The organism is uncultured Ruminococcus sp. (assembly GCA_902785355.1).
GTDB lineage: Bacteria > Bacillota > Clostridia > Oscillospirales > Acutalibacteraceae > Ruminococcoides.
In genome coordinates this window covers 24,752-36,444 of sequence record CACZYF010000009.1, presented here as the reverse complement: position 1 = coordinate 36,444, position 11,693 = coordinate 24,752, and the positions used below count along the sequence as shown (strand labels likewise).

The window sequence follows — 11,693 nt, the reverse complement described above, 5'->3', positions numbered from 1 at the left end:
TTTTTCTACAGAAACGCCTCACATCACGTCTTTTGTTTGTTCGTTTTGCTTGTTGAAAATTATAGGAAAGTTGCACAAAATTCCCTATATTTTTTCTAACCGACCTGCCGACAGGGTTGATTCAGCCGCGAGAAGCCCAGTATTTATGCGGGTTTCGAAATAATATTGTCTGATGTTTCCAGCAGTTATCTTTATGGTATATCAAATACCAATATTGACTTTTTGTTAGAATACAACATTTTGACATATTTTCACGACATCTGCCTATAGTCATTTACGTTTTTATGCTTTACACTAAAGGCGTCGAGGTATATCTCGGCGAAAACCATTCCCATGGCGCTTGCTCACTCCACACTATGAGCGGCGTACATCCTAAAGGAGGTACTGTCAACCCGTCAGGCTTACGGTGCGGCAGCGTGGAGACCTGTCGTATATGCGGAGCAATACATTATATAGTCATTGTCAGGCTATAAACAGCCGCGGCAATCTCAACCTTATTATGCTGTTGCCCGTGAGGCGGTATCACGGAGGTTTTACCGTCAGAGCCGATTTTATGTCCGAAGTAATCTTAAAAGGAATCAAAAAAATCTATGACAACAAAGTAACCGCTGTACATGACGTCAACCTGAAGATCGCCGATAAGGAATTTATCGTTCTGGTCGGTCCCTCCGGCTGCGGTAAGTCCACCACCCTGCGCATGGTCGCCGGACTGGAGGATATTTCCGAGGGCGAGTTGTACATCGACGGCAACCTCATGAACGACATCGTCCCGAAGGATAGAGATATCGCAATGGTTTTCCAGAACTACGCGCTGTATCCTCATATGACCGTCCGCGACAACATGGCTTTCGCATTAAAGCTCAAGAGAACTCCCAAGGCGGAGATCAACAAGAAGGTCGACGAGGTGGCGCAGATCCTGGGCATCACCCAGTACCTCGACCGTAAGCCGAAGGCTCTCTCCGGCGGTCAGCGCCAGCGTGTCGCCATCGGCAGAGCGATGGTCAGAAACCCGAAGGTCTTCCTGATGGATGAGCCTCTCTCGAACCTCGATGCAAAGCTCCGTAACGAAATGCGTGCCGAGATCATTAAGCTCCGCCAGCGCATCGACACCACCTTCATGTATGTCACCCATGACCAGACCGAGGCTATGACGCTCGCCGACCGTATCGTTATCATGAAAGACGGCTTCGTCAATCAGATCGGTACTCCTCAGGAGCTCTTCAACAAGCCCGTCAACCTCTTTGTCGCAGGCTTCATCGGTATGCCCGTCATGAACTTCTTCAAAGGCAGCAAGCTCCTTCTCGAAAACGGCAAGTACTTTGCAGAGATCCGCGGCGTGAAGTTCGAGCTCAGCGACTTCCAGCAGAAGGCGCTCAAGGCGAAGGGTCAGAAGCCCACCGGCATCGTTGCAGGCATCCGTCCGCAGCATATCACCGTCGGCAGCGGCAAGCTCTCCGCGAAGATCGAAGTCAGCGAGATGATGGGTACCGAGTACAACATCCATGCAGTCAGCGGCGATGATGAGGTCGTCATGGTCATCCCCACCATCGGTCTCGGCGCAGACGTATCCATGGGCAACACCATCAACTTCGACGTTGCTCCCGAGCTGATCCAGCTCTTTGACGAGGAGACCGGGAATAACCTGATCTGGTTCGACGAAGAATCCGCGAAGGCGAACGCTCCCGAGTGCGCTAAGTACGACTGATCCGCGCAATTATGAATTATAAGTATTAGAGTCTTTTACTTCTTTCTTTAATTTTTTCCTTATATTCCTTTTTTCATTTCTCTAATACGCTTCCTTTCAGCATCCCCGGACGGTCTATATCGTTCGGGGATGTCTGTTGTCTGCTTTTATTATAATTATAGTATCATTATATATTGAAAAGAGGTTATCCCTATGAAAAAAAGCTTGGGTTCCTTCCCCGGCGTCTACCCGATGCCCGTACTGATGGTCGCCGCTTACGACGAGAACGGCAAAGTCAACGTTATGAACGCCGCGTGGGGCATGATCTGCGCGATGGATAAGATCGCGCTTTTCATCGATGAGGAGCATAAAACCACCCAAAATCTACTGAAAGCCAAGTCGTTCACCGTTAGCATCGCCGATAAAGCGCACATGGACGCCGCCGACTTCTTCGGCATTGCCACCGGCAACAAGATGGCGGACAAGTTCGAGCGCACCGGCTACCATGCCGTCAAGAGCGACGTTGTCAACGCGCCGGTCATTGACGAGTTCCCGTATGTAATGGAATGTGAGCTTGCCGAGGTCATCGACACAGAGAACATGTACGCGATCGTCGGCAGAATCGTTGATACAAAAGCCGAAGAAAGCATCCTCGATGAAAAGGACAAGGTCGAGGTCGATAAGCTGCAAGCCCTCATCTTCGACCAGTTCAAGCACGGATATTTCATCACGGGCGAGCAGGTCGGAAAGGCGTGGAACGCCGGCAAGGACTTGTTCGGCGGCTGATTTCATCTCTTTAGCCCGAAGCGGAGAGACGTCGTGAGCTTCGCTGTTACATAAATCTGATATTATACCGAAAAGGCGCCGAGGTTCAGCCCCCGGCGCCTTATCTGTGTTTACGCATATATTCCACGGTTCGGTGGAGAGTCTCGACCTTGTAGATCTTCTCAAGATTTCCGGCAAAATCCAGATGATACCGCTCTCCGAGTCGGTCGAGCAGAGCTTTCAGCTCCGCGTCATGATCTTCAGCTCCGCTGTCAAAGAAACCGTCAAAGGTCAGCTGCGTTTCTTTCTCCTGTGAAAGATTATAGATGCTCACACCGATCAGTCGGACGGGGCGGTTCTCAACCACGTCCAGCATCAACGCCGCCTCGCGGTAAATCGCCAACGCCGAATCGGTCGAGTAACAGGCGCGGGAGCGGGAGATGGACTTCATATCGCCGTAGGTCAGCTTCAGAGTCACGCCCTTGCCGTGCAGTCCGACGCGCTCAGCACGATTCTGTACGCACAGCGAAAGGAGCACCAGCACATCTTTCAGCAGCTCATAATCGGAAACATCCTTCTGAAACGTGACCTCTCTGCCGATGGACTTTGCCTCCTCGGGACGGTAGGGGGTGACCTTCCTGTCGTCGATACCGTAGGCGATCTGCGTGATCCAGCGCCCCTGCTTACCGAGCAGGCGCACGACGTCATCGGGCTTTTCACGAATATCGCGCACCGTGCGGATCCCCGCGGAATACAGCTTCTCTGCGGATTTCGCGCCGACGGTGTAGAGCACGCGCACATCGCGGTCGATAATCAGGTCAACGAAAGCCTCGGGAGTCGGGATCTCAAAATAACCGTCCGGCTTCTTCTCCTCGCTGGCGGTTTTCGCGGCAGTCTTGGAGTAGGCAACGCCGACGGAACAGGTCAGCCCCAGCTCGTCGAGCGTTCGCTGCTTGATGGTGCGGGCGATCTTTCGGGCGCCGTCAAAATCCTTCGCCTGCTCGGTCACGTCGAGATACGCTTCATCCAACGCGATCGCCTGAGAAGCCGAGGCGTAGGTGTTCCAGATCTCGTGCAGCCGGTGCGAAATCGCCTTGTATTTCTCAAAGTTCGGATGCATGAATACCGCGTGAGGGCAGAGCCGATACGCCTCCTTGATATTCATGCCCGAGCGCACGCCGAACGGACGCGCCTCATAGCTGCACGTCGCGACGACGCCCCGCTCGCTCGGCAGGGAGCCGATGACCAACGGCTTGCCGCGCAGGGACGGGTCGTCCCTGATCTCTACGGAGGCATAGAAAGCGTCCATATCCACATGTATGATGATCTGATCCACTTCTGTCCCTCCTTCACCGTTTTCTTTATTATACACCTTATGCGACAAAATGTCATTATTAATTCGCTCTTGAGAAACTTCCTTCATCATGGTAGAATAACACCGTGAGGTGATAGTATGAAGATCGCGTTCGCGGGCTTTGACCTGATGGCTCCGGCATTGGAAGCGCTGGTGCAAAATAACGAGCTGCTGCGGCTGTTCACCTGTCGCGTAGACGGCGTTTATGAAACAAACAACAGGGTGATCGCCCTCGCAAAAGGGCTGAACGTCCCCTATACCCTCGATCGGATCACGAAACACGACGTTGAGCAGCTTTTGAACGACGGCTGTGAGCTGCTGATCTCGGCGGGCTACTACTACCTCATACCTATAGACGACCGCCTGCCGATGGTGAACATCCACCCCTCTCTCCTACCCTACGGACGCGGGGCGTGGCCGATGCCGCTGGCGATCCTCGACGGACTGACAGAAAGCGGCGTGACCGTCCATAAAACGGAAAAAAGCTTTGATACGGGCGACATCCTTCTGCAGGAGCGCTTCACGCTCGCGGATGATGAAACGCTCACAAGCTTCATGGATAAGGTCAACGCCCGTCTTCCCGCGATGATGCATCAGCTGACGGCAGATTTCGACACACTTTGGCAGAACGCGACCCCGCAGGGAGAGGGCGAGTACCAACAGCAACCCGACCCCGAACGGTATGTGCTGACCCCAAAGGACACCGTCAAGTATGCCGACAAGGTACTGCGTGCCTTCTTCGGCTTTCCGTGCTTTTACCGTAACGGCGAAGACCTGATCGAGCTGATCGACAAACGCGCTTACCCCGACGGCGAAGGGTATCCGTTGATTGACGGCGTGATCCGATGATCGGATTTTCTAGCCGTCGTACTCCTTGCAGAGCTTTATAGTGACGATAAAATGCAGGAAATCCTTACAAAATTGCAAAAAATGTAAAAAACTGTTGACGAAAACAGGTCAACAGTACTATAATACACTTTAGTAATAGAGGCGCGGGCTTCATCAGTAGCCGGATAACGCACGGGAATGTGCCGGTGAAAGGGGATACCGCCGAGGTTCCTGTACGTTTCCCGACGTACATCTGCCGGGATCACGCAGAAGATGCGTGGTACTGTCGTTTCTTAACGGAGTGCTATTCGAAAAGCTTTGTTTTCCGAGCCGCGGGTACTCCCTGCGGCTTTTGATATTTCCAAATAAACTAAGGAGAGAAAACAAATGTCAAAGACTAACAAAATCGTGCTCGCGATCGCGGCTGTCGTTATCGTCGGTCTGTTGATCTACGTCGCCGTATCGGGCGGCGCGCTGGGCACCATCAAGTGTCAGGACTGCGGCGGCACCGGTCTCATCGACGGCGCTGACTGCGAGACCTGCGGCGGCGAAGGCGCTGTACGCGGCTCCGCGTGGGCACTTCTGCCTCCCATCATCGCCATCGGCTTGGCGCTGATCACCAAGGAGGTTTATTCCTCGCTTGCTGTCGGTATCGTCGTAGGCGGTCTGATGTATTCGAACTTCAACTTCCTCAAGGCGATGGACGCCATCACCTCCGACGGTCTGATCTCTGCCGTGAGCGATACGGCGGGTATCTTTATCTTCCTTGTCGAGCTGGGCATCATCGTCGCTTTGATCAACAAGGCGGGCGGCTCGCGCGCCTTCGGTAAATGGGCGGCAAAGCACATCAAAACCCGTACCGGCGCGATGCTCGCGACCTTCGTACTGGGCGTGCTGATCTTCATCGACGACTACTTCAACTGTCTGACGGTCGGCTCCGTCATGAAGCCCGTGACAGACGGCCACAAGGTCTCCCGCGCGAAGCTCGCGTACCTGATCGACGCGACCGCGGCTCCCGTCTGCATGATCGCTCCCGTATCCTCCTGGGCGGCGGCTGTCGCCTCTTATGCGGATGAGGGTCAGGGTCTCAAGCTCTTCATCAACGCGATCCCCTACAATTTCTATTCCCTCTTGACCTTCGTGTTCATCATCGGCATCTGCGTCATGGGCTTCGATTACGGCTCCATGGCGATCCATGAATTCAACGCCATGTACAAGGACGACCTCTACACCACCGGCGACAGAGTTGATACCGAGCTCGAGAACGAGGGCGTCAATGAGAACGGCAAGGTCATCGACCTGATCCTGCCCGTGCTCGTCCTGATCGGCGTTTCCGTATTCGCGCTGGTCTATAACGGCGGAATCCTCGAGGGCGCGTCCTTCATCGATGCATTCGGCAACACCGACGCGACTGTCGGTCTGCCCTGGGCAGGCGCGATCGCGCTGGTATTCACCATCGTTTACCTGATGCTTCGCAAGATCGTCAACTTCAAGGAGGCGATGGAACAGGTTCCCAAGGGCTTCTTCGCCATGGTTCCCCCCATCCTTATCCTCACCTTTGCTACCGCCCTCAAGAATATGACTACCATGATGGGTGCGAAGTACTTTGTTGCTGATATGATGAGCGGCGCGGCTGCTTCCTTACAGAATTTCCTACCCGCGATCATCTTCCTGGTAGCCTGCCTGCTCGCATTCGCGACCGGCACCTCCTGGGGTACCTTCGGTATCCTCATTCCGATCGTCCTGTCGATCTTTACAGACAACCCCACCCTCCAGATCATCGGTATCTCCGCATGTCTTGCGGGCGCTGTCTGCGGCGACCACTGCTCCCCCATCTCCGACACCACCATCATGTCCTCCGCGGGCGCACAGTGTAACCACATCAACCACGTCAGTACCCAGCTGCCCTATGCGATCACCGTTGCGGCGGTATCCTTTGTCAGCTTCATTATCGCAGGCTTTGTCCAGAGCTGGTATATCTGCCTGCCTGTCGGCATAGCGCTGATGATCGGAACCCTGCTCGTGATCAAATTCACTACCAAGAACCGTCGCGAAGCGATGAAGTCCGAGATTTGATCGATCATACCATAGTATATGCCCGTCGTAGCGAGAAACGGCGGGCATTTCTGTTGCAAAATCGCTGAAAATAGTGTATGATATGCCATAGAATCTGACCAAGGGGGTGACGCGATGAATCCGAAGATGAAGGAGCTCCGCGCGAAGGCGATGGCGCTGCCGCTGCAGCCGGGCGTTTATATCATGAAGAACAGCCGCGGCGACATCATCTACATCGGCAAAGCGAAGAAGCTCAAGAACCGCGTCAGCCAGTACTTCGGCTCTCAGAACAACCACACCGAAAAGGTACGCCGCATGGTCGACAACGTCGACGACTTCGAGTATATCATCACCGACAGCGAGTTCGAGTGTCTGATCCTCGAATGTTCGCTGATCAAACAGCACACGCCGAAATACAACATCCTCCTAAAGGATGACAAGGGCTACAGCTACATCCGCGTGACCGACGAAGAGTGGCGGCGGCTGAGTTACGTCTTGCAGAAGGCGGACGACGGCGCGCGCTACATCGGGCCCTACAAGTCGAGCTATTACGTCAAGTCCTCCGTCGAGGAGGCGAACAAGATCTTCGGACTCCCGACCTGCAACCGCCGCTTTCCCGAGGATTTCGGACGCGGCAGACCGTGTCTGAACTTCCACATCAAGCAGTGCTGTGCTCCCTGCACGGGCAGGGTCAAGCTCAGGGACTACAACGAGCGGGTCGACGCGGCGCTGGAGTTTCTCTCCGGCGACAGCTCCCGTATGATGAAGGAGCTGCAGGATCGCATGACCGCCGCAGCGGAAGCGCTGGACTTTGAGCGAGCGGCGCGATACCGCGACCAGATCGCCTCGATGAAGAAGCTCCGCGACAAACAGAAGGTCGTCGATATCCGCCTCGACGAGCTGGACGTCATCGCCGTCGCTATCGAGGGGAACAAGGGCAGCGCCACGGTGCTGCGCTTCAACGAATCGCGGCTGTACGACACTGAAAACTTCATCATCGACGATGTAGACGACGAAGTCGACTTCCGCTCCCAGTTCACCCTGCGTTACTACACCCTGCGCGGTGAGATCCCCTCTCACATCGCGCTGGACGGCGAGATCGACGACCCCGAGAACACCGAGCACTGGCTCAGCGACAAAAAAGGCAAGCGCGTTTATCTGACCGTTCCCCAAAGAGGAGTACAGAAGAATCTGATCGATATGTGCCGTAAAAACGCCTTTGAAGCGCTCGGTCAGCAGCGCGGCGTAACGGGCAGACAGCTCAGCGTGCTCGACGAGCTGAAGAACCTGCTCGGACTTGATAAGCTCCCCGAATACATCGAGAGCTATGATATCAGTAACCTCGCGGGAGCCGACAATGTCGCGGGCATGGTCGTATTCGAGAATGCGAGACCGCTCAAAAGCGCCTACCGAAAGTTCAAGATCAAATCGTTCAGCGGTCAGGACGACTACGGCTCGATGGCGGAGGTACTGACCCGCCGCCTGAATGAGTACAAGAAGGCGCAGGAGGAAGGGATCGACACCGGCTTCGGCAGGCTCCCCGATCTGATTCTGCTCGACGGAGGCAAGGGACAGGTCGGTGCGGTACTGCCCGTTGTGGCGAGCACCGGACTCGACATCCCCGTATTCGGCATGGTCAAGGACGACCACCACCGAACCCGCGCCATCGTCAGCGATTCGGGCGAGATCGCCATCCGTCCCAACCGCGCGGTATTCACCTTTGTCACCAACATCCAGGACGAGGTTCACCGCTACGCGATCGGCTTCAACCGCCAGCAGCGCAAGCGCGTCTTAGGCTCGACGCTGGAGGAGATCCCCGGGATCGGAAAAAAACGCGCGAAGGAGCTGATGCGCTTCTTCCGCACGATCAGAAAGATATCCTCCGCCACGGTCGAGGAGCTCGAACAGGCTCCCGGGATGACCCATCCCGCCGCCGTGAGCGTGTATCAATACTTTCATGAAGAAGAAGGAGATTAACTATGCTTGGATTTATCTGCGCCCTGTCAATCGAGGTCGAGGGCATTGTCGGCATGATGGAGAACAAGAGTGAACAGACCGTCGCGAAGATCACCTACCATCAGGGTGAGATCGGCGGAAAAAAGGTCGTGTGCTGTGAGTGCGGCATCGGCAAGGTCAACGCCGCCATGAGCACCCAGCTGATGATCGATCTCTACCACCCCGACGTCATCATCAACAGCGGCATCGCCGGCTCGCTGTCGGGAGATATCCGCATCGGCGATATCGTCGTCAGCGACGACTGCGTCCAGCACGACATGGACGGCACCGAGATGGGCGATCTGCCCGGCGAGGTACAGTTCAATGATGAAAAACGCATCTACTTCCCCGCCGACAAGAGAACCGCCGACAGCCTGTATGAAGCCTGTCTGACCCTACCCGACATCCATGTATTCCGCGGACGTATCGCCTCGGGCGATATCTTCATCTCGGCGCATGATCGCCGACAGACGGTCGCCGATACCTTCAACGCTCTCGCGTGCGAGATGGAGGGCGCGGCGGTAGGCACCGTATGCTTCCGCAACGGCGTCCCCTTCGCCATCCTGCGCAGTATCTCGGACGACTTCAACAACAACGATTACATGGACTTCATGCAGTTCCGCGAGCTCGCCGCCAAGCGCTCGATCAAGGCAATCGCCGAGTTCATCACAACTTACTGATTTCTCTCAACATCTTACCTTTTCAGCAGGGAGTGTCCTTATGAAAAAAGTGCTGTGTATGCTGATCGCGGCGGTGTTGATGAGTGCTCTGATGATCATTCCTGTCAACGCCTACAGCAACAACATGTTCGATTATGTCGTAAATTACGATAACACGATCCGGATCACCTCGTACCATGGTTCATATACAAATGTAACTGTACCGTCACAGCTCAACACCGACTCCGGCGTCTGCCCGGTCACCGCTATCGGCAAACGCGCCTTCGAGAATTGCACACATGTCAAAAGCGTGACCCTCCCGGATACCGTTACAACGATCGGAGAAGGGGCTTTTTGGGGCTGCAGTAATCTGACGAACATCACCGTACCCGATTCGGTCACCGAGATCGGTCAGTCGGCTTTTTATGAAACGAATCTGCAGAACCTGCGTGAGGACGACTCCTTCGTCTACATCGGCAAGGTGGCTTACCGCTACAAGGGAGATCTCAACGATGAAGAGATCCGCTTTTCGGACGGTACGCTCGGTATCGCGGGCGGTATCTTCTATGTTTCGCGATATTCGGGTCCCCGTACCGTCTATATCCCCGATTCGGTCAGGACGATCGGCGATTGGGCTTTCCGGGGGTGCGGCGTATTGACAGACGTTCAAATGGGCAGCGGGGTCGAGAAGCTCGGCTCTCAGGCGTTCGGTTTCTGCTCGTCGCTGAGAAGCCTGACCCTTCCGCTCTCCGTTGTCGATATCCGCTACGGCGCCTTTGAGGAGTGTCCGTCCCTGACTCTTTTCTCCAAGTCGGAGAATGTACACGATTATGCGCTCATCTATGAGATACCCTTCGTCAAGCTGTCCGAACAATACCTGCTCGGCGACGCGGACGGTAACGGCGAGGTCGATATCTGTGACGCTGTGATTATTCAGCGACTTGCCGCCATGATCCCATCGGAAAACGGCATCGAAGAGGCTGCCGACATCGATCACGACGACGATATCACGGTCTGTGACGCAACCTTATTACAATGTTTTCTTGCCGATATGCCAACCGTTGACGGTATCGCAAGCCGTAGGATATCCGTAGGCGGTACCGATCCCGATGCGCCGTATATGACCGTTGACTTCGGACGATTTACCGCGGATGTTCCCAAAAACTGGGTCTATGAGAGATCCGAAAACGGCTTTTTCTTCTTTGAAGCCTACAATCATGACCATCCGGAGACCGGTTCGGACGGTTATTTATGTGAGATCCTGAGCGTCATGCCCGAGGACAGCTACATGGTGCTTCCGTTCGCGCATTATCTCGGCGGAGACGATTACTATTCGACCTATATCCAATACCCGACCGGTATGGGGATCATAGAGGATAAGACCGGCTCGCAGAAGATGCAGACGGCGTTAAAACAGACAGGCGACTTTGAAGCGTCCGTCATCGTGAAATAATACCTGTAAGACAGCAAAAAACGCACCCGTTGAAGGGTGCGTTTCCTTTTGCGTATTACTTATCTCAGACCTTCAGCTCGTCCTCGATGGTGTTGGTCGCGTTCTCGAAATAATCGCCGACGAAGAGCTCGACCGTGCCGGTATCGACCGACTTCGCGAGGTCGGCGTCCATCGGAACCTTCGCGAGTACACGGGTGCCGTACTGAGCGGCGATCTCGTCGATATGGCTGTCGCCGAAGATCTTATGCTCCTTGCCGCAGTCGGGACACTTGAAATAGCTCATGTTCTCTACCAGACCGAGGATCGGGACGTTCATCAGCTCCGCCATCTTGACCGCCTTGCCGACGATCATGGAGACCAACTCCTGAGGCGAGGTGACGACGATGATACCGTCCAGCGGCAGGCTCTGGAACACGGTCAGCGGCACGTCGCCGGTGCCCGGAGGCATATCGACAAACATGTAGTCGACGTCCTTCCAGATCACGTCCGTCCAGAACTGCTTGACGGTGCCGGAGATCACGGGACCGCGCCAGACGACGGGATCGGTAGTGTGCTCGAGCAGCAGGTTGATCGACATGATGTCGATGCCGGTCTTGGTGGTCTCGGGGATGATGCCGAACTCCGAGCCCTTGGCGCGGGCGGTGATGCCGAACGCCTTGGGAATCGACGGGCCGGTGATATCGGCGTCGAGGATCGCGGTCTTGTGGCCGCGGCGGTTGAGCTCGACCGCCATTGCGGAGGTGACGAGGCTCTTGCCTACGCCGCCCTTGCCGGAGACGACGGCGATGACCTTCTTGACAGAGCTCAGGTCATTCAGCTTTTCGTGCAGATCCTGCGGCGCGGTGCGGGACGCACAGCTCTGTCCGCAGGTGGAACAATCATGGGTACATTCGCTCATTA

The 11,693-nt window shown here is 55.1% G+C and carries 9 protein-coding genes and 1 riboswitch; of the genes, 7 read left to right on the top strand and 2 right to left on the bottom strand.

The features are described 5' to 3' along the window. Positions 1–553 precede the first annotated feature (553 nt). Both R2I50_RS03250 and R2I50_RS03245 read left to right on the top strand, forming a co-directional pair. Positions 554–1,705: a sn-glycerol-3-phosphate ABC transporter ATP-binding protein UgpC gene (locus R2I50_RS03250; protein ID WP_316607675.1), complete on the top strand. Its 1,152-nt coding sequence runs from the start codon at positions 554–556 to the stop codon at positions 1,703–1,705. A gap of 192 nt (positions 1,706–1,897) precedes the next feature. Continuing rightward, positions 1,898–2,470: a flavin reductase family protein gene (locus R2I50_RS03245; protein WP_316607674.1), complete on the top strand. Its 573-nt coding sequence runs from the start codon at positions 1,898–1,900 to the stop codon at positions 2,468–2,470. A gap of 100 nt (positions 2,471–2,570) precedes the next feature. On the opposite strand, the gene dinB is transcribed toward R2I50_RS03245, so the two are convergent. Continuing rightward, positions 2,571–3,785, bottom strand: a complete 1,215-nt coding sequence (dinB, locus tag R2I50_RS03240; protein WP_316607673.1) for a DNA polymerase IV — start codon at positions 3,783–3,785, stop codon at positions 2,571–2,573. A 117-nt stretch (positions 3,786–3,902) separates the two neighbouring features. Between dinB and R2I50_RS03235 the strand changes: the two genes are divergently transcribed. The 5 genes from R2I50_RS03235 (at position 3,903) to R2I50_RS03215 (ending at position 10,793) form a co-directional block, all read left to right on the top strand. Continuing rightward, a complete protein-coding gene (locus tag R2I50_RS03235; protein ID WP_316607672.1) occupies positions 3,903–4,652 on the top strand; it encodes a formyltransferase family protein in 750 nt (249 codons plus the stop codon). 128 nt (positions 4,653–4,780) lie between these two features. Next, a riboswitch (Lysine riboswitch) is annotated at positions 4,781–4,946 on the top strand. A gap of 72 nt (positions 4,947–5,018) precedes the next feature. After that, positions 5,019–6,707: a Na+/H+ antiporter NhaC family protein gene (locus R2I50_RS03230; RefSeq protein WP_316607671.1), complete on the top strand. Its 1,689-nt coding sequence runs from the start codon at positions 5,019–5,021 to the stop codon at positions 6,705–6,707. A 114-nt stretch (positions 6,708–6,821) separates the two neighbouring features. Further along, positions 6,822–8,663: an excinuclease ABC subunit UvrC gene (uvrC, locus tag R2I50_RS03225; RefSeq protein ID WP_316607670.1), complete on the top strand. Its 1,842-nt coding sequence runs from the start codon at positions 6,822–6,824 to the stop codon at positions 8,661–8,663. A gap of 2 nt (positions 8,664–8,665) precedes the next feature. Next, positions 8,666–9,361, top strand: a complete 696-nt coding sequence (locus R2I50_RS03220) for a 5'-methylthioadenosine/adenosylhomocysteine nucleosidase (RefSeq protein WP_316607669.1) — start codon at positions 8,666–8,668, stop codon at positions 9,359–9,361. A gap of 40 nt (positions 9,362–9,401) precedes the next feature. Beyond that, positions 9,402–10,793 (top strand): leucine-rich repeat domain-containing protein, encoded by a 1,392-nt coding sequence (locus tag R2I50_RS03215; protein ID WP_316607668.1) that lies wholly within the window; start codon positions 9,402–9,404, stop codon positions 10,791–10,793. 64 nt (positions 10,794–10,857) lie between these two features. Here R2I50_RS03215 and R2I50_RS03210 read toward each other — a convergent pair whose 3' ends face one another. Further along, the gene (locus tag R2I50_RS03210; protein ID WP_316607667.1) at positions 10,858–11,691 is read right to left on the bottom strand and encodes an Mrp/NBP35 family ATP-binding protein; all 834 of its coding nucleotides are present in this window, start codon (positions 11,689–11,691) and stop codon (positions 10,858–10,860) included. Between the last annotated feature and the right edge of the window lie 2 nt (positions 11,692–11,693).

Excerpts from the sequence above, each read along its gene's own strand:
- uvrC (WP_316607670.1), top strand. The coding sequence starts at position 6,822 with ATGAATCCGAAGATGAAGGAGCTCCGCGCGAAGGCGATGGCGCTGCCG.
- R2I50_RS03250 (WP_316607675.1), top strand. The coding sequence starts at position 554 with ATGTCCGAAGTAATCTTAAAAGGAATCAAAAAAATCTATGACAACAAA.
- R2I50_RS03230 (WP_316607671.1), top strand. The coding sequence starts at position 5,019 with ATGTCAAAGACTAACAAAATCGTGCTCGCGATCGCGGCTGTCGTTATC.
- R2I50_RS03235 (WP_316607672.1), top strand. The coding sequence starts at position 3,903 with ATGAAGATCGCGTTCGCGGGCTTTGACCTGATGGCTCCGGCATTGGAA.
- R2I50_RS03245 (WP_316607674.1), top strand. The coding sequence starts at position 1,898 with ATGAAAAAAAGCTTGGGTTCCTTCCCCGGCGTCTACCCGATGCCCGTA.
- R2I50_RS03215 (WP_316607668.1), top strand. The coding sequence starts at position 9,402 with ATGAAAAAAGTGCTGTGTATGCTGATCGCGGCGGTGTTGATGAGTGCT.
- R2I50_RS03210 (WP_316607667.1), bottom strand. The coding sequence starts at position 11,691 with ATGAGCGAATGTACCCATGATTGTTCCACCTGCGGACAGAGCTGTGCG.
- R2I50_RS03220 (WP_316607669.1), top strand. The coding sequence starts at position 8,666 with ATGCTTGGATTTATCTGCGCCCTGTCAATCGAGGTCGAGGGCATTGTC.